Consider the following 19199-nt stretch of genomic DNA (forward strand, 5'->3'; position numbering starts at 1 on the left):
TCAACGCTTGCGTCTTCGCCTTTTTCACCTGCTGATACTGCACTTTCGTTACAAACTACTTATTTAAAACGAACTCTTTTATCGTCAATTCGTTGCTGTTCGGGCCGATCATGGCGTGGAATTTGCCTTTGTCACTTTTGAAGGTCAGGTCCGAATGGTAGTAACGGAGTTGATCTTCTGTGATGGTAAAGGTTACTTGTTTTGTTTCACCAGGCTCTAGCCATACTTTTTCATAGCCTTTTAGTTCTTTAAGCGGGCGGACGATTTCGCCAGACAGATCACGGATATATAACTGAACCGTCTCTTCACCGGCACGCTCTCCTGTGTTCGTCACCTTGACAGAAACATCGATGCTAGTGTCTTCTGTTAAGCTATCTGCTGAGGCGCTCACATCGCTGTAATCAAACGTTGTATAACTCAAGCCGAACCCAAATGGCAATAGGGGCTCATTTGGAATATCAAGATAATGTGTGACATAGCGCTCCTGCTTGTTTTCGCCTTGAGGGCGTCCCGTGTTGAAGCAGTTGTAGTAGATCGGCACCTGCCCGACAGAATATGGGAAACTCATTGTAAGTCTTCCAGAAGGATTCGCCTCTCCAAACAACAGGTCTGCGATGGCTGAACCGGCTTCGGTACCTGGGTACCATGCTTCAAGCAAGGCATCCGATTCAGCAATTACTCCATGTAAATCCAAAGGACGACCATTGAAAAGTACCGTTACGACAGGTTTTCCAAGCTCCCTTATTCTCGCTACAAGCTTTAATTGTGCTTCTGGCAGGCGGATGTCTGCCCGGCAGCCACCTTCCCCGCTCATTTCAGATGCTTCTCCAAGTGCAAGGACAATGACATCTGCTTCCTTTGCTGTCTCCACTGCTTGATGGAGCTGTTCTTCTGTAATTGTTTCGATATCCGATCCCTGTGCCACTAAAAGGTTAGCCTCTGATGTTTTTGCAAGTAGTCCTTCATATACCTGTATTGCTGCTTCCTTTGAACCTTGCCAAGACCATGGGCCAAGCACATCTCCATTTTTGGCAAATGGACCGATGAGCGCGATTTTTTGTTCTTTATTTAATGGCAGAACCTCGTCATTTTTTAAAAGAACGCTAGATTTGATGGCAAGTTCCTTTGCCACTTGGCGGTGCTCTTCTGACATGATGACTTCTTTTTCTAGTTCCTCGCTCGTGCCGCGGTATGGATTTTCAAAGAGTCCAAGTTTGTTTTTAAGATTTAGAATACGTAAGACCGATTCGTCGATCAGTGCTTCCGAAAGCTCGTCGCTCTCTACAAGATCTTTAAGGTTCTTTGCATAACAGGCGGTCATCATTTCAATGTCCACCCCGGCTTCCAATCCTTTTAGCGCGGCTTCCCGTTCGTCTTCTGCAACACCATGTGGAATCAATTCTTTTACTGCGCCCCAGTCGGAGATCATGACACCGTCAAAGCCCCATTCCGCTCGTAACAAATCTCTCATCAGCTTTTTGTTTCCTGAGGCAGGAATGCCGTCAACCGTGTTAAAAGCTGTCATGACCATTTCGCAGCCTTCATCGAGTGCTGCTTTGTACGCTGGCAAGTAAGACTCACGAAGCTGTCTTTCTGACATGTTGACGGTATTATAATCGCGGCCTCCTTCCGGTGCGCCGTATGCCGCAAAGTGTTTTACGCACGCTGCAACACGGTGAGTGTCATTGGTCAAGTCCTCTCCTTGGAAGCCTCGAACAAAGGCCTTGGCAAAGACACTGTTCAGATAAGGATCTTCCCCGGTTGATTCCATCACTCGTCCCCATCTTGGATCTCTTACTAAGTCGACCATTGGTGCAAACGTGACATGAACACCAGCGACAGAGGCTTCTTTTGCCGCAATTTCGGCACTCTTTTCTGCAAGCTCTGTATCCCAGGAACAACCAATTGCGAGAGGTACAGGAAAGATGGTTTTAAATCCGTGGACTATATCTGCCATCATCAGTAGAGGAATTCCTAGCCGGTTTTCTGCAAGGTGCTCTCGTTGAATATTGGCAACTTCCCATGCCCCTGATGCACCAAGGACAGATCCGCTGTTTTGCACCACTTCATTTGAAATTCCCATATCTTCAAGAGGACCGGTAATTTCTCCATCCCCTGCTGCACCTTTATAGAAGAATGTTGCCAATTGCATGAGCTGGGATATTTTTTCCTCTAACGTCATCTGTTCTAAAAGGCTTTCCATGTTTTTAGCCATCCTTTGCTACCTCCCCGATCGTGTTGTATGAACACGAAACGTTTTCACTAAAAATAATGAATAAATATAAGCTTTTCTGTAATAAAATCTGCCATATTTGTCGAAACGTTTCTATTCATTTCGATAAAGAGGCCCAATTGGCCCCTTTTCCCTCTTATTCACCAGCAATACCGGAGCGGTCGACACCTTCGACAAACCAGCGTTGCGTGATTGCATATACTACCAGCATCGGCAAGATCGTCATAACGGTACCTGCCATATTGATGCCTTCATTGATTTCTGATGCTTCCCCACCACTTTGCGGGTACATCTGTTGATAGGTTGCTACGAACTTTTGCAGTTCGAGTGGTAACGTCGTTAATGAGTTACCAAAATAAATCGCTGCCAAATATGTTTCATTCCAGTACCAAACGAAGGAGAACAAGAACGAAATGATGATCGCAGGTGCAGCCATCGGAAGCGCAAGCGTCAAGAATATCCGTAAATATCCCGCCCCATCAAGCTGGGCTGCTTCTTCTAATGCTTTTGGCATCATTTTAAAGAATTGATAGAAAATCAAGATGAAAATCGCACTGTTGATTCCCTGTCCAAGTAGTGCCGGAAACAAGAAAGACTGAATGCTTCCCAGAATACCAATCTCGTTAAAAAATACATAACGAGGGATGACCGTCACTTGAGGTGGGATGATGAACGTCGCCAATACCAGCACGAACATGGTTCGTTTGAATGGAAAGGCAAAGCGTGCAAAACCATAACCCACCACTGCACATACTGCCGTTTGAACAATGGCCGGGATGGCTGTTACATAAAAGGATTCCACTAAGGTAGGCAGGAATTTCAATACCGCATAGGCAGATTGATAGTTATCAAGATAAAGTTGAGTCGGTATCCAGTTTACTAGTGGATTGAGAATATCATCCAAGCTTTTCAGACTGTAAGAAATCATATATAGCAACGGGAATAAGTAGACAAAGCCAATTCCGATCAACAGGCCGTAAATGAAAAGCTTATCGAGAAGGCCGTCGTTCCCTTTCATTCCGAAAGCGAGCTTTTTCAACCTGGTCACGATGCCTGTCCCTTTTGGTTTGCGGTTAGTCAGCGATTCGCTTGCCATGATAACGGCCTCCTTTAAGCATAATTTTTTCTTCCTCTGACGGTCAGCAGTGCTACTGAAATGCCTAGAGCAACCGCAATCAACAAGAAGTAGATCCATGATAGGGCTGAAGCATAGCCAAACCCTGTATTAATTTGAAACATGTTTGTTTGGATATGTTCGATGACTGGATTTAACGAGAATATCGAGAATGTCACAATGGTATAAACCGTATTAACGACGATCATCGGGAAAATGCTTGGCAGTGTCACCTTCCAAAAGCATTCCCAGTTGGACGCGCCATCAATTTTGGCAGCTTCATATACTTGTGTATCTATTTTCTGCAAGGCTGCCAGGAAAATTAAGAACTGAACCCCGGAAAACCATAAAATAATGATCAGGTTATCCATTAAATACAGAAGGACACTACTGAATAATGAATCAGCAGAAAGCATCGTTTCAAATATCGCATAATCCTTGATGGACGGGATGGATGTCACTCCCTGTGAAATCAGCTCATTGATGACCGGGCCGCTCGCAATGATGACTGGAAGGAAGAAAATCATCCGGAAAAAATTGCGGAAGCGAATCGGCTGATTCAACAGGATCGCGATGATGAGTGAGAACACAATGATGATGGGCACAGAGAGCACAAGCTCTTGCACAAACGTCAATAGCTTTTGTGTGAACAGTGCATCCACCGTGAAGGCATGCTTGAAATTATCAAAATTGACAAAGGTCGTCTGGATCCCCTCTGTTGTGATCCGTACCTTTTGAAAGCTTAAGTACAAAGAATAGAAAAGGGGGTAAGCCGTGAATAGAATAAAACCAAGAATCCATGGTGAGATGAATAACAATCCTGTCAGCGTATTCTTTGAGCGCATGGATAACTGTTTCATGCTTAATTCCCCCTTTCTTTTATGCTGAATGACGTAGCATCGACCGTTGTTCCCTCAATGGTAACGTCTGCGTCCGTATAATTAACGATGATGGAGACGCCGTTTTCGTACATGACCTCAGAAACTCCCGGCTGGTGGACGATACGATCGATGATGGAGCTGTTCTCCACTTTTCCGAGACTGTCTTTAATTTGACTGTATTGACTGATCAATTCCTCTTTCCAACTATCAAACTCGGAAGTATATAAACCTCTTGATGGAGTCTTCATCAAGAGCTGTGCAGACTCCCTTGTCAAGTAGAAGGATGGATAAGCACCAAACTCGATCATTCTCAGCACTTCTTCCGTCGGATTATGGGAGAAGTTGGAGAAGGTCGCATAGTACGGCGTGTATCCCTTCAATACAATTTGTAAAAACGGCACAGTATCCGTTACAAACATATAGTTCGAGGAATACATCGGCATATCCAAGTACTTGTCCATATATCCCCAAGCATAGTCGTTTGGTCTGTATAAGGATAAATCAATATTTTGTTCCTGATAGTGAGCAAATAGTTCTTGATTCAAGCCGATCATGTCTGCTCTTGAAGATGCCATCCCTTTGTTAAAATCAGAGAATAGCTTGCTCCCAGTCGTTTCAATGGCAAGGTTCTCTACCCCATGATCCTTGAAAACCGCAGCATCTTTTTTCGCGATTTCCAGTGATTTTTCAGGACTGAGATAGTAACTGCTATAGCCATACTGACTTTTCGTCATCGGTTGGCCGTTAATTTTCTTGGAAACATCCTTGCTTCCAGAGAAGCCGGATGCTCCATCAAAAGCAGTCGTGAAATCTGTGTGGAGATAGAAAGGAACTTCTCTTTCCTCTAACTTTTGGATTGTTTCCTCCAAGTCACCTTTACTGCCAACCTTCTTTTCTAGCGGGAATTTCTGCGGCAGTGTTCCAGTCAATCCGCCTTTTGTCCAGCCTTTTAATACAACATGCAAATTATCCACATCGTTTTGCTCAAGCTCTTCAACAAAAGCAGGAATATCGCGGATCTCCGTCATTGACTGAACAGTATTCCAAATCAGTCCTTTTTTCGTTTCCCCACCTAATAGCTCCAGGCGAAGATCTACCACATCTTCATTGTTACTAGAAAGGGAGCCCTTCTCCTCTAAATGTTGCTGATATTTGTTGGCCATGCCTACATAATCAGCTTCATCATTGGAGAGGAACATCACTTTTTGCTTAATATTGAAACTGTTTTTTTCCTCTTGGTAGACGTTGAAGCCTCCCATGCTCTTACTTGTCGGTTGAAAATAATTAAAGCGATATTGATAATCGGATGTTACCCAAAAGAAGTCAGTAGAAGCGCCAGATGGGTAAGCAAGAATCCTGCCATAGCTTTGGCCTTCTTCAATGGAAGTAAGGAAGGCATTCTGCTTTACGCCATGCACTGCACCATAGACTGGAACGGATATCGCCTGTGCCGGGTAGGTGTAGACATTTTCTGTGCTTTTCGGTCTTGTAAATCCTTCATCTTCTCCGTAGATGGAACCGATGAATGGAGTATCGGAACGGAAAGCACTCTTTTCGAATCGCATTAAGGCCCCGCTTCCGTCTGGTATAAATAAGTATCCGGTGATATCATCCATATGTGCGGCACCAAGGAAAGGGTAAACTTTCATGGCCACTATCTTATTGTAGGTACCATCCTGTACGCCCTCATTCGGCACATCAATGACGATGTTTTCGTCTTCTAGCGTCACATTCAGCACTACTTCAATGCTGGAACCTCTAAAATCAATCTCTGCGGTAAAGCCGTTCTCGTTCATTTGAAGGTTAGGCTTCGTCTCTTCCGTCAGGATGCTTTCCGTCTTGATATTCCCGCGGCGATCTAGATAATCAATGGTGATGGCCGATTGCACCATATCTGTCCATGTGTTGTTCAAGCGATAGTTATTGGCATTATCAACACCTGAGTGCCAAATATAGCCTGTTTCTTTGTTCTGAATTTTGATTGCCAGTGACTCTTCTTGTACATATAGCGCAAGCTTGTCGTTCTCCGTCACCTTTGTAAAGCCATCAAGCCTTCCTTCCGGCAGAGGTTTATTTTCTCCCTCTGGCTGTGTGAATTGATTGGAATCAAAGCGGAGGGTCTCTTCTCCGAGCTCTGTCTCCACTTCTATTTCCTCTAACTCTTCCTTTGATGTCAATGATTCAGCGAAAACCGACACCGGAAGTATGGCGATAAGCATGGCAAGCAGAATTTTTTTATACACGGAGAATCACCTCCTGGATGATTGCTGTTACAAAATCTATTACCTGATCCATCAATACGTAGATGATGAAGCAAACCAATACGATGATGATCATACAGAAAATGGTCGTCAGGATATTTCGTACCGTTCCCCAGAATTCAAATGCATGAATTTCCTTAATCATGATGAACAGGATAATCAAGGACCATCCCATCATCACTTGCATGAAGAAGGCGTACAGGAAGTATTCATTAAGTGTTAGCACGTTTGACATGAGTGTAATCGGTACTAAGAGCACAATGATCGGTGCCAACGAATAAATGGTTCCGATATAGATATCGGAGAACTTTCCTTCTCCATCGTTAATCGTACTGACTAGATAGTTAGACACTATGAAAAGAAGAATTGGCAGGAATAATAGAATGAATTCCATTCCGAAATTAATTTGCTCAAGGCTTGTACCGCCCCTAAAAATGAATCCTGTGAAGTACTTCATGAACAGGAATTCTAAATAAAGAATGATATAAAGGATGGTCGCCGATAGAACGGAAACCCTTCTTTGTCTTTTAATATAATAGAAACTGTCTATTGGTTGACGTAAAAACTTGCCAAGGAATAATAGCTCGCTTAATAGTTTCTTATTTTTGAATGCCTGCCATCTTTTCCTTGCCGGTGATAAAATCCCTTTCTTCTTATCTGCAAAAAGCAAGGTCGCCCTGATTGCGAATAATCCAATGAGAATGGTGAAGACAAACCCGAGATGATCATTCATCCACTGGTTCCTAATTTCCCAGAAGGAATCCGAATACCCTTCCACATTCCCGACGAGCTCAAAGGATTGCAGGGCCTCTTCATATTCCTGTTGCTTGTAATAGGCTTCTCCCATTGCATTATGGGCAAGACCGATGGAGGAGTTCATGCGCAATACTTCGCTCCAATATTGCTCACTCTCTATGTAGAGCCCTTGTGCATATAGCGAGATTCCACCGTGAAGCATTTCTGCAAAAGCTGTTGGCTCTAAAAGTTGGATCGTTCCGCGCTCACGGTCTGTGACAAAAATTCGCCCAAGATTGTCGGTTGCAATACCCGATGGGTCCATGAACAGGCCAAGGCGGTTTGTGCCATCGTCTTTTCCTCCGAATAAGAAGAGAATGTTTCCAAAGCTATCAAACTCAATAATTCTTCCATTACTGTCGATAACAAAGAAATTGCCTAGTGGTCCAATTGTGATATCAGTTAGGTTAGACGAGTCTAAAATTCCTGATGGCAAGATGTTTCCACCAGCAATGTTCAACTTTCGAATGGTTTCAAATCTGGTCCCTGCTGTAATGGTGTATACAAGTCCTTTTTCATCAATCGCAATATTGGTCGGCGCTGGCGGCACTTTCAGGAACATGCTGGAGCGCTGCTGGTCTGTTGTCAGGGCATCCTGGATCACAGACATTAACGACGGCCTTGTACGGTTTACACCGAAGAATCCAAGAAATGTACCATCTTGACCAACCTGGATGATCCCATTTGTTGAACCCTCTCCGATAATGTAGAGGTTGCCTCGTTTATCCACGGTGATTTTCTGTGGTTTATAAGGCGTCCTTGTCCCAAACAGCGGCGAATCAGGTCTGCCGTATTCTTGGAGCATTTCCCCTTCTTTAGAAAAACGATAGACTTTTTCGTTTGTATAATCCGCCACGTAAATTTGCTGTTCTTCATCCACAAAAACCCCAGTCGGCATTTGCAGGATTCCTTCTCCGACTTCCAAGAGTTTTCTACCATTCTCATCAAATTTGGTTACTTTCTTCGTACCGGAATCCGCAACATATACATCATTGTTTTGATCGATATAGACATCTTCTGGATTGACTATTTCACTTGTACTTCCGAAAAGCCCAACCGGAATATAAGCGGTCTGCGTCTCAATGATATCCCCTTCTGTTGATACCGTCTCTGTAGTATATGGAACAGACAGGGCTGCAAAGGATTGCAAAGGAGAAAGGAGGATTAACCATACAGTCAATAAACCAATGAATATGCGTTTCATACTCTTTTACTCCCCCTTCTACTTAATACCTGAATGTGCCATCGTATTCATTACTTGACTTTGTAAGATGATAAAGATGATTAAATTTGGAATGAACATGATCAGTGATGCCGCTGCCGCCATTCCTTGACCAGCAACCGTGTTTCCACTGGAGGTCGCCGTTAAGGTCGACATATAAAAGGCAAAGGTCTTCAAATTTTCATTATCGACAAACAATGTCGAGGTTTCCGTGTTATTCCAGACAAGCTGAAACGATAAAATGGCTATGGTTGCAATTGCCGGTTTTACAAGCGGAATGATGATCTTCCGGAAAATTTGATAGTCTGTCGCCCCATCCATCTGGGCAGCTTCTATTAATTCGTTTGGTATTTGATCAATAAATTGTTTTACTAAGAAAAGCCCGATCGGCATCGCGATCAGCGGGAAAATGTGAACAAGGAACGTGTCCAATAATCCCACCTTTTCAATAAGTAAGTAACGCGGGATGACGACTGCCGCCGAAACGAACATCAAGGCAAGGGTGTTGATTTCAAAGATGGTTTTCTTTAGTCTGAATCGTTTTTTTGATAGTGCATACCCTGCCATTGTACTGATCAAGACTGTCACAAATACGACAATGAGGGTGATGGAAATACTATTAAACAAGTAACGGGACATCGGAACGCCCGATGTACTTGTGTTGTTCATTAAGTCTATGAAGTTCTGCATCGTCGGCTTTTGCACAAAAAAGCGCGGTGGATAAGCGAAAAGCTCATCGATCGGCTTAAAGGCGTGGGAAAAGACAAAGACGATGGGCATAGCCATAAAGATGGCGAGCGGTATTAGAAATGCATAGAACTTTAATTGGCTTTTGTGAAAACGGTCTGGATTTATTTTCGTTCCATGGAATGCCGACACATCATTCACTCCCTACATTAGAAGTTTTATAGCTTGGATGTTTTCTAAAAGATTATTAATCGCTTTCAAGATTGATCGTTCCTTTTCGCTGCAGTCACTTGCTCTCCGTTGGTGGCCACTGAAAATGCATATAGTATCGATTTAACACCGCTGTTGAATTCCGCAATAGGCTTCGCTTTCCGCGGGGCGATGCTTGAGCCTCCTCACTTCGTTGCGGGGTCTCAAGCTACCGCTTCCCTCCCGCAGGAGTCTCCGCCTTTTGCTCCATTCAACAGCTAGAAACCTTCAATACTGTAAAATTCCAGTTTTCTATGGCCTCCTATTTCGGGTGTTTCCCTTTCCCGGCTGGAATCAAGTGACTTCCGCTCAATCCACTCATTAACATTGCCCTAGAAAACAGCCATCTCTTTAGTCTTTTTCTCCGAATAAACGCCAGGCGATTTTTGAGAAGATATATACGAATAATAGTAATAGAACGGATATTGCTGCTGCATATCCCATTTCGTAGCGGATGAATCCATAGTCTTCCAAGTGGTTGACCATCAACTGACCTGCATATTGAGGCGTCGGGTTGGCACCTGATAAAGCGACCCCGATAGCGCCGGCCTGGAAGGTTCCAACGACCGCCATTACTGCCCCGAACAGCATCTGCGGCTTCATCGATGGAATGGTGATATAAATGATCTCTTGGAATCTATTTTTGATGCCGTCAATATAACCAGCTTCATAGATTTCCTTATTGATATTCAAGACACCGGATAGCATCGCAAGGAATCCTACCCCCATGCTTCCCCAAAGCGTAACGACTATCATGATGGTCATTAGGTGATCTGGAGATTGAAGCCATTGAACAGGCTCCAGGATGACACCAATCGTAATCAATAAACTATTCAAGTAACCCGTTTGGTCTCCACTGAATATAATCGTCCACACAACAGCCATCGCAATCCCGGCTGTCATGGAAGGGGAATAGATGATAAGCGCCAAAACCGTTCTTGGAACCTTCGAAATTTGCGCTAACATCCATGCAAGCAGGAAGGATAAAATATATCCTCCCGGCCCGACGATGAAAGCAAACATCAATGTATTTGGCAGGACGCGCTGCATAAAGACCTCATCCTGTGTAAGCACGCTGACATAGTTGGCAAGTCCGATGAAGCTCGGCATCTCGATCGCGTTGAAATACGTAAAAGACAGGAGAATTGCCACTACCACCGGGATGATGATAAAGGTAAAGAAGAAGATTAAATATGGTGCAAGAAAGATCGATGTACTTGCATGCTTTTGAAGGCTACTCCTCATTTTCTTCCACCCAGCTTTCTACTTGTTCAATCGTTGGAATTGGATAGGTCTTCACGATTTTCCCGTTTTTCATATATCCGAATTCCTCCATTTTCCGTCTCATTTCACGGTCAATGGTCACCACCGCATCGTCTACGGCTGAACGGGTATTCTCTCCGTCAAAGACAACCTTGTTCCATATATTACTGATTTCACGCTCTACCATATAGGTGTAAGGCGTTTTCGGTACTTCCCTTAAATGCTCCCATTGCTCGAGGATGACTTCCTTATGTTCCTCTGGCCATGGCAATTGTTTAAAGGCATCAAGATTAGCAGTATTCCACATATAGGACGGACCGTACATGATCTGCAAGGTGGTGGCAAAGTCAGTCTGAGTTTCTGTGGACATCCACCATTTCAGCACCTGCCATGCCGCGTCCTTATTTTTGCTGCCGTTAAAAATCATGCCAGCCTGTCCAGAACCTGTCGCCCATCTCTCCACTTCACCGTCTTCATTTTCCACACCAGGGTGAAGGGAGATGTCCCACCAACCTGAGATTTCCGGTGCGGCAGATGTAAGCTCCACATATGTCTGGAAGTTAGAAACACCAATCGGCAACGTGGAATAACGGAAGTGGTTATAGAAATTCGGCACCTGTAATGGTGTGCTGTAGATCGTGTTCAAATCCGTCATAAGCTGAATGCCGCGAACCGTTTCATCACTATCGATCGTGGTCCCCATGCCATTCTCTTTATACAAGTCCCCTTGATGTTGATAGATAAATGGGGATGTTGATTGGAATGGTTTGAAAGCAACCGCCCCTGCAATCGGTGTATAGTAGTTCAACCCAAAGCGCTGCAGCTCCGGTAAGACATCGACTACTTCCTCCCAAGTATCAGGCACAGGAACATCCAAAGCATTTAAAATATCTTTTCTATAAAACTGTACAAAGAAATCCTGCGTCTCCGGTAAACCGTATACCTCATCCTCAATCATCATTGGCAAGAACGCCCCAGGAGAGAAATGGCCTAACGTTTCATTGAAGTCCTCAAACTGTCTTAAGTCATATGCGGCGCCACGGATAGCCAGTTCATATGGCAACCAGCTACTGATTCCAAGTGCGAGATTGGGCTGACTGTTCGCCGCATTGGCCAAGATCAATTTTTGCTCGGAAGGCATGATGGAAAACCTAACTTTTATCCCTGTTTGCGGGGTGAAGTTTTGATCCACCATATTTTGCATCAATTCTACGTATTGTCGTGGTCTGTTCACCCACACATCCACTACATCATCATCCACTTTTTCCGTAGCCAATGTATTGGATTGGAAGGAGTGAAAGAATTTCAAGACAGATTCTTTTGTTTTTGCGAAAAATCCAAGTTCCGGTTTTGGCAACGTTTCGTCACCGTGAATATATATTCGATCCATTATCAATGGCTGTTTTTTCAATTCCAGTGTTGCATTACCAAGAAGCTGTGCGACAGAGCTTGAGCCTTCGGAGAGCTGTGTCAGTCGTGCCGGAATTTTATCAGGATCTGCTGCAAGCTCCCTTAACCGTTCCACGGCAATGTTGAGCGATACAATCTCCACTGATTCTTTCCCATCACTTAAGCCAAGCAGGTACTCACTTTCTCCTTCAAGCTTATCCGCCCAGGAAGTAAGTTCCCCTTCAATCTCAGGCATGTACTCGGTAATTCTCCAGCCGCGAGAGCGATCTTGGTTGTTTCCAGTCAAGCGCTTAATGGATAAGGAGAGCTGTTCAATGCCCTTCATCACTTCATCCATCTCGAATAACGTGCGATTTACAGGTGACGCGTCACCTTTTAATGTCAGGGTGTTTTTCCCCTTTTCCAAATAAAAATAATACGGTTCCCCGTCTCCGTTACTAAGTGTTTCATTCACCCAGCTTTTCTTTTGTTGGAAAGAATAGCTTTCCACTTCTTCAAAAGGTACTTCTCCATTGATCATGACTGTCCGGAACACCGGAAAGCCAGATTGTTTTTCTTGTAAAACCTTTAAGGAAATCTGGTAGTAGCCTGCTTCCTCCACTTCCATTTCCCATGTAGCCGTTTGCCCACTTGTTTCCCATGACTCCCCGCCGATTGCATTCAATAGGCGTTTGTCACGCTCATAAGGGACAACGGACGCATCCTGTCTATTCACAGGTCTGATAAAAGAACTGTTCTTCTTAAGCGGGTGCTCCGCTTCAATTGTGATAGTGTTTGTTTCAGCGAGGTCCCCAGGTTGGTTCTCTCTATAATCTTCATATGTAGGAATCGTTCCCACACCGCTTACATAAATATTGCCAAGCAGCATTTCTCCGCGGATATTCTCCAACGTGATCGTATTTTTGCCTTCTTTTAATTGATACTTTAATGGTCTTGCTTGCAGATAACTGGAATCCTCTGCTTTTACAAAATGCCATTGGTCGATCGGCAGCTGCTCAGGAATGATTTCATCCCCAAAACGGTCCTGCTCAAACTCATTGCTTGCACTTCTCCAGTCCTTCGGAAAAAGAATTCTCCGACTTTCAAAATACGGATATTCCCCATTCACTTGGATGGAACCTTCTATTGGAACGATTCCTTCACCAAGAGGATAATAATCAAAGCCCAGTTCATATAACCCTTCTTCGTCTACTTCCACTTCTATGGTGACAGCATTACGGTCTCCCCAAGTGGATACCTGATCGCCATAATCCTTGCTCTCATTACTTGAAAGCAGGCTATTCCCATCATTGGATAAAAAATCAGCGGGAGTGACAACGCGCTCGAAATCTTGCGCGTTGCCCTGTCCCACTTCATTCCACTGCTCGAGGATCGTTAGATAGCGTGGCTCAATGACTTGTTCTGCCACCTGCTCAGGCGTATTCTCTTCATCAGCAAATGCGAATTGGCCTGGTACTAGCAACAGCAGTATTAATGACCAGAACATCATTTTACGTTTCATATCTAATCCCCATCCCCTTTACAGTTGGCTCTTTTCTAAAATATTGTTACTATTACCCAAGAAAAAGTCGGTTTCAGGACTTTTTCCGCCCTTTAAATCTAAAACTATTAACCTGTAAGAATTATTTTTTTAAGAAAGAGCACGACAGTAACTTCAATTTCGGGTAATTATTCCATACGCAGAAGTTGCAAATTATGCGAAACAGTCATACAACTTATTGACCAATTGCTTCTTTGCCTTCTTGATACTTTTGATTCGCTAATTCATTAATTTGCGCTGCATAGTCTTCGATTTTAATGTCGCCTCTGACACTTGCATCAATCAATGCCGCAATGTTTGCGTTCGGCTCTTCACCAACGGCTACACCAGTCGGCGCTTCCCATCTGGATTGAGCAAATCCTGGTACAGTTTTAACAGGCTCCACGATACCGTTTTCCAAATTGTCATACGCTGTACGTAATCCAGGGATATCCTGAACTTCGAAGAATGCATCCAATACTTCTTCATCTTGAGTCACAGGCAAGTTGTTCAATGACTTGTCATGCTCGACCGCTAAATCAATACGCTTTAAGAATCCTTCTTTACCAAAGCTCATCCACTTTGCAAAAAGGAATGCTTCCTCTTGGTGCTTAGTAGATTTGGAGATTCCCATGAAATCATTTACGATAACCGTTCTTCCACCAGGAGTTCCAACAAAATCCCAATCAAAGTCTAGGTTAGTAGAGAAGTTTTCGACTGCCCAGGATCCATCCCAGAAAAGTCCGATCCCGCCACCAGCAAATACTTCTCCAGCATGCTCACCATTGAAATTAGCTTTTTGCTCATCAGATAAATTCTCATAAGAATAACCGTTTGTTACAAAGTTGCTTGTAAGGTTAACACCAGAAATGAATTCGTTGCTATCCAAATGATACTCTTCATCACTGAATGTATACCAGCCAATCGTTTCGTTTACAGAGGATGGATACCAGTCCACAATGGCAAATGGATTGTTCAACCCAACCACGCCACTGTTCACATTTGTTACAGAACGAACAGATTCCGTGAAATCATCAATAGAGAAGCCATATTCAGGAACATCCAGGTTTGCCTGGTTGTATAGATCTTTATTAACAAAATAACCAAGGAAATGCTGTGCACTAGGAATGGCATAAACAGCATCATTGTATGTAACAGAATCTGTTACAACTTCAGGAATGTTTGCAAAATCCTCATCTTCAGCAGCCAGCTCTGTTACATCTAACAACCAGTCATTCGCAAGTCCAGTCGGTACTTGAGATACCATGAACACGTCCGGCATAGCATTGGCACTTGCTGCAGAAGAAAGGGAGTTGTTCCAATCATCTGTTGCAATAGACTCATCAATTTCCACATTGATATTAGGGTATTTCTCTTCAAACTCGTCAATCATCAGACGCTCAATATTTTGATCTTCTTCCGTTCCAAGCGCCCAGCTTGCAAACTTAATCGTTACTTGATCTCCGTTATTCGCTTCCTTGCTTTCATCGTTTGATGCATTATTAGAATTACTGCAACCAACCACAAGCATGAACGAAGCAACAATAGCAATACTAGATTTCATCCACTTCATGAACCAAACACCCCTTATATAGTATTTCACTGCCTTTATCGAAACGTTTCAATTTGTTCGTAAAAATAAAAAGGGAGATCACTCAACCTTTTATACCTGTTCCCTCTGCAATTGATACGTTTCACTACCGTCATTATACCCCCTCTTGAAAACGATTACAATATTATTTTCGAAATATTTTCGTAGATTGAGAGAATTGATTGAAAAGTCTTATTAGAGAAGGGTTTGGTAGGTATTACCTGTGTTTCTATGTTTATGAAAAATAGAAAAAAGAACCGATCTTAAAGTGTAGAATCGATTCGATTTTCATTTATATGTTCTATTAAACGCCGCTGTTGATTTCCGCAAATGGCTTCGCTTTCCTAGGGGGCGCTGCTGGAGCCTCCTCGGCTTCACCTGTGGGGTCTCCACCTAGCGCTATCACCCTCAGGAGTCTTCGCCTTTTGCTTCAATCAACAGCTAGAAAACTCTTTTCATTTCTCAACTTTTACAGAGTTTACTTATTAAATCACTTTGGATAATTCTTTTCTGCTGTGCATATCCAGTTCTTTGTAGCTTGTGATTTCACATCTCTTTCCGTCCATGTCCGTGATGATGATCCGGTTGGGCGGTAGCAAATCAAGATGTTCGTGAATGTTTCGCATCATCAACTTTAATGGTCCCCTATCCGTATCAAGTTCAAAGACCCAAAGACCCGGTTCTTCTTTAATCGATCGGATCTTTTCCACCTCAGGAACCACATAACGAACATTCAATTCTCTTCTGAGTGCAGCTTCACTTTCGTCATTTAATTGCTTTACATCCTTTACAACGCCAAGCTCTGTGTCACCATCCCAGATAAAAATATATTCATAAGGTCGTGAAAACGGAAAGGTCCGGAAAATGCCAATATTGCGATATACCTTGTCCATATACCTAAAGTTCATGGTTGTGCCTTCACCGTAGAAAAACTGTACCTTTTCCGGGTCAAAGTATGTAATATCGAATATTTCACTCATCCAACCTCTACTCCTTTGATTTGTGACAGCTCTTTTTGCGCTTCCACAAGCTTATGATAGATTCCCTCTTTTTCAAGCAATTCCTCATGAGTTCCAATTTCCGCTATAACACCTTTGTCCACAACTACAAGTCGATCCGCATTACGCAGGGTCGATAACCGGTGGGCAATGGCAAACGTGGTTCTCCCTTTTACAAGCCTTGAGATGGCTTCTTGAATCTTTCTCTCCGTTTCGGTATCAACAGACGCGGTAGCCTCATCCAAAATAAGGATTCGGGGATCATGCAGGATGGCCCTTGCAATCGCAATCCTCTGTTTTTGACCGCCGGATAAGCGGTGTCCCCGTTCCCCAACTTTTGTATCATAGCCATCGGACATCTTCACCACAAACTCATGGGCATTGGCGATTTTAGCTGCGCGCATGATTTCCTCCGGTGTCGCATCCTCCTTGGAATAAGCGATATTTTCCGATATTGTGCCATCAAATAGAAAAGTCTCCTGCAATACTACCCCGATACTCTGATGAAGTTGCTCCTGTTTTAAATTCTTTAAATCGACCCCATCCAGTAAGATCCTTCCCTCATTCGGATCATAAAAACGGGTGATCAAGTTGATCAGAGTGGATTTACCTGCTCCGGAGTGCCCAACAAGCCCGATCATTTCCCCCGGTTTCACGTCCAGGTCTATATTTTTGATGACAGGTTGGTGCTTTTCATATCCAAAGGTCACTCCTTCCACTTGAACATGACCTTTAATATTATCCAAAACGATAGGATCCTTATTATCAGGGACTTCTGAAGGCGCATCAATAATTTCAAATATGCGATTAGCCGAAGAAATCGCTCTGGTAACCCAGCTGATCATCTGATTGAACCACTGCAATGGACCAAAGAACATACCAAGATAAGCAACAAATGCAAGCAAAGTACCTAGCGTTATATCATCACTTATGACGGACAAACCTCCAAAATACCAAACCAACAGCATCCCCGAACCGGTAATGAAGGAGAATAGCGGGAATACGCCTTGCCAGAGTCCATCCGTCCTCATGGTCTGACTTACAACTGCCTGATTACCATCCATATAGCGACTTTGTTCCTGCCCTTCCTGACCAAATGCCTTCACCACCCGTATCCCCTGAAGCGTATCTCCGACAATCATGTTCAACTTATTGATTGATTGCCATTGCTTATACCAAAGGTGCTGCACGCGCGGCCAAATAACGATTGAGAAAATCAACACAATTGGTGACGGTAAGAGGGCGAACAAAGCAAGTTTCCAGTCCAAGCTGAACATCATCACAATAATGGCAAGTAAGAGCATCACTTGCCCGATTATATATAAGACTCCATCTGTTAAAAACTGTCTGATGGATTCCGCATCACTATTTACCCTTCCGATGAATTGTGATGTTTGCCTTCTATCGAAATAGCTCACAGAAAGGCGCATGAGAGATTGATAGATTTCTTTTCTCATATCCCCCATTATCTTGCTTCCAATCCACACACCCAATATTCCTTTTAAGAATTGCATCAGCGCAAGAACCATACCAGTGACACCTAAAAGGAGCACAAGGATGAAGAGGGAACTTCCCAGTTCTTTTGGCTCTAACACATCATCCACGATAATTTTCGTCAAGTAAGGCGGTGCCAGTTCCAAAAGCGTTGCAATCAACAAGAACACCACAGCAAGCGTAATCTTTCCTCGATACGGATTTGTAAAATCCAATATCCTTCCTATTACCTTTTTCTTATCCACACATACAGAACAAACCTCTGTCCCCTCTTCAAAGGGGCGCTGGCACTTTTGACAAAGCTTCGGCAGATCTGCTTTGGATATCTGCGGAACTTCCTCACTTTTAGCTAGACAATTGATGAACTTTTCCGCGATTGAAAACTTTTGCATATAAGAAGAGGAACACCGCACGAGAACCTCATTTACTTCTTCATCCCCACGAGTTATGGTGAACGCCCCGGCCCCGATAAATTGTTCCAGCTTGGCTGAACTAACGCTTTCTAACTCTACTGTCTTGAACAACTCTCCATTGTTCGAATAGAGTTGAATCACCTTATCAGAAATTGCTAGCCAGTTGTCTCCAAACTGGCCATCCACATCCATATCTGTCTTTGCTAAATATAGTAACCTTCCATCTATATGTACCTGAAAGTGACACGATTCAATAAATGACATATAGTCCCCCTTTTAGAGCTGTTGTTCAAAAAATGCCAATACCTCCTGGATATGCTTATCCCAATATCCCCAATCATGGCCACCAGGTCCATCTGAAAAGGTTAAATCTAATCCAGCTTGGATGGCATGATCCCTGAAACGAATATTTGCTTCATAGTTATGATCTTCCGTGCCACAGCACTGATATAGCTTTGGAGTGCTTTTGCCCATACTTGAGGCAAGATGATAAAGATCATCCTTACTTCCCAATATTGGACGGTCGCCGAATATATACTTGAAATCTCTCGGGAATGCCGGCAATCGCTCATTGATGTCCACTGAGCCTGACATGCTAGCCGCGGCTGCAAATTTATCCGGATTCCTCAATGCCACCTTAAATGCGCCATAACCACCCATGGAAAGCCCTGCTATAAAGTTTTCCTCTCTCTTATCTGATAGGGGAAAAAAGCTTTGGGCAAGGGTGGGAACTTCCTCGCTAACAAATTTGTAAAAATCGTACCCATGTTCCATATCTGTGTAAAAACTCCTCCCCGCAGCAGGCATCACAATCGCCCATCCCATCGCAGAGGCATAACGTTCAATGGACGTAAATCTTGTCCAGATCGTATGGTCATCTGAAAGGCCATGCAGTAAATAGACGGTAGGGTGTTTCTTTTGTTTGACCTTTGTTGATACCCCTATTTGTGAATTTGGCTGTGGCAAGAGAACAGTCATGGAGGTGGAACATTGCAATGCCTCCGAGAAAAAATCACATGTGATCCTAGCCATGATTCTCACATCCTTTTCCAATTGATTGAAACGTTTC

Annotated in this window: 12 protein-coding genes; all 12 read right to left on the reverse strand. The window is 43.5% G+C overall.

Features of this window, described 5'->3' with window-relative positions; genetic code table 11:
• Positions 1 to 55: 55 nt before the first annotated feature.
• The 12 genes from MKY77_RS21485 to MKY77_RS21540 all read right to left on the reverse strand — a co-directional run bounded on the left by MKY77_RS21485 (position 56) and on the right by MKY77_RS21540 (position 19162).
• On the reverse strand, positions 56 to 2215 hold the full coding sequence (locus tag MKY77_RS21485) for a glycoside hydrolase family 3 N-terminal domain-containing protein (protein WP_339147726.1): 2160 nt from the start codon (positions 2213 to 2215) through the stop codon (positions 56 to 58).
• A 154-nt stretch (positions 2216 to 2369) separates the two neighbouring features.
• Positions 2370 to 3329, reverse strand: a complete 960-nt coding sequence (locus tag MKY77_RS21490) for a carbohydrate ABC transporter permease (RefSeq protein WP_342515468.1) — start codon at positions 3327 to 3329, stop codon at positions 2370 to 2372.
• 14 nt (positions 3330 to 3343) lie between these two features.
• Positions 3344 to 4207: a sugar ABC transporter permease gene (locus MKY77_RS21495; protein WP_339147728.1), complete on the reverse strand. Its 864-nt coding sequence runs from the start codon at positions 4205 to 4207 to the stop codon at positions 3344 to 3346.
• 2 nt (positions 4208 to 4209) lie between these two features.
• Positions 4210 to 6471: a DUF5696 domain-containing protein gene (locus MKY77_RS21500; RefSeq protein WP_339147729.1), complete on the reverse strand. Its 2262-nt coding sequence runs from the start codon at positions 6469 to 6471 to the stop codon at positions 4210 to 4212.
• A complete protein-coding gene (locus MKY77_RS21505; RefSeq protein ID WP_339147730.1) occupies positions 6464 to 8488 on the reverse strand; it encodes a YIP1 family protein in 2025 nt (674 codons plus the stop codon). The genes MKY77_RS21500 and MKY77_RS21505 overlap by 8 nt, the downstream gene beginning before the upstream one ends.
• Positions 8489 to 8506: 18 nt before the next feature.
• Positions 8507 to 9385 carry a carbohydrate ABC transporter permease gene (locus MKY77_RS21510; RefSeq protein ID WP_339147731.1) on the reverse strand — a complete coding sequence of 293 codons (879 nt, stop codon included), beginning with the start codon at positions 9383 to 9385 and terminating at the stop codon, positions 8507 to 8509.
• A gap of 408 nt (positions 9386 to 9793) precedes the next feature.
• Positions 9794 to 10687 carry a sugar ABC transporter permease gene (locus MKY77_RS21515; RefSeq protein ID WP_339147732.1) on the reverse strand — a complete coding sequence of 298 codons (894 nt, stop codon included), beginning with the start codon at positions 10685 to 10687 and terminating at the stop codon, positions 9794 to 9796.
• A complete protein-coding gene (locus MKY77_RS21520) occupies positions 10677 to 13616 on the reverse strand; it encodes an extracellular solute-binding protein (protein ID WP_339147733.1) in 2940 nt (979 codons plus the stop codon). Before MKY77_RS21520 ends, MKY77_RS21515 begins: the two co-directional genes overlap by 11 nt.
• A 214-nt stretch (positions 13617 to 13830) precedes the next feature.
• Positions 13831 to 15207, reverse strand: coding sequence for an extracellular solute-binding protein (locus MKY77_RS21525; RefSeq protein ID WP_339147734.1), 1377 nt, complete (start codon positions 15205 to 15207; stop codon positions 13831 to 13833).
• A gap of 503 nt (positions 15208 to 15710) precedes the next feature.
• A complete protein-coding gene (locus tag MKY77_RS21530) occupies positions 15711 to 16205 on the reverse strand; it encodes a DUF1854 domain-containing protein (protein WP_339147735.1) in 495 nt (164 codons plus the stop codon).
• A complete protein-coding gene (locus MKY77_RS21535) occupies positions 16202 to 18394 on the reverse strand; it encodes an ABC transporter ATP-binding protein (protein ID WP_339147736.1) in 2193 nt (730 codons plus the stop codon). The genes MKY77_RS21530 and MKY77_RS21535 overlap by 4 nt, the downstream gene beginning before the upstream one ends.
• A 12-nt stretch (positions 18395 to 18406) precedes the next feature.
• Complete coding sequence (locus tag MKY77_RS21540) at positions 18407 to 19162, reverse strand: alpha/beta hydrolase family protein (protein ID WP_339147737.1); 756 nt, start codon at positions 19160 to 19162, stop codon at positions 18407 to 18409.
• Positions 19163 to 19199 lie beyond the last annotated feature (37 nt).

Origin of the sequence: Sutcliffiella sp. FSL R7-0096 (assembly GCF_038595065.1) — a bacterium.
Taxonomy (GTDB): Bacteria; Bacillota; Bacilli; order Bacillales; family Bacillaceae_I; genus Sutcliffiella_A.

What these genes read in the sequence shown, in the direction of transcription:
- MKY77_RS21485 (WP_339147726.1), bottom strand. Translation starts at nt 2,215, where the DNA reads ATGGCTAAAAACATGGAAAGCCTTTTAGAACAGATGACGTTAGAGGAA.
- MKY77_RS21490 (WP_342515468.1), bottom strand. Translation starts at nt 3,329, where the DNA reads ATGGCAAGCGAATCGCTGACTAACCGCAAACCAAAAGGGACAGGCATC.
- MKY77_RS21495 (WP_339147728.1), bottom strand. Translation starts at nt 4,207, where the DNA reads ATGAAACAGTTATCCATGCGCTCAAAGAATACGCTGACAGGATTGTTA.
- MKY77_RS21505 (WP_339147730.1), bottom strand. Translation starts at nt 8,488, where the DNA reads ATGAAACGCATATTCATTGGTTTATTGACTGTATGGTTAATCCTCCTT.
- MKY77_RS21515 (WP_339147732.1), bottom strand. Translation starts at nt 10,687, where the DNA reads ATGAGGAGTAGCCTTCAAAAGCATGCAAGTACATCGATCTTTCTTGCA.
- MKY77_RS21520 (WP_339147733.1), bottom strand. Translation starts at nt 13,616, where the DNA reads ATGAAACGTAAAATGATGTTCTGGTCATTAATACTGCTGTTGCTAGTA.
- MKY77_RS21525 (WP_339147734.1), bottom strand. Translation starts at nt 15,207, where the DNA reads ATGAAGTGGATGAAATCTAGTATTGCTATTGTTGCTTCGTTCATGCTT.
- MKY77_RS21530 (WP_339147735.1), bottom strand. Translation starts at nt 16,205, where the DNA reads ATGAGTGAAATATTCGATATTACATACTTTGACCCGGAAAAGGTACAG.
- MKY77_RS21535 (WP_339147736.1), bottom strand. Translation starts at nt 18,394, where the DNA reads ATGTCATTTATTGAATCGTGTCACTTTCAGGTACATATAGATGGAAGG.
- MKY77_RS21540 (WP_339147737.1), bottom strand. Translation starts at nt 19,162, where the DNA reads ATGGCTAGGATCACATGTGATTTTTTCTCGGAGGCATTGCAATGTTCC.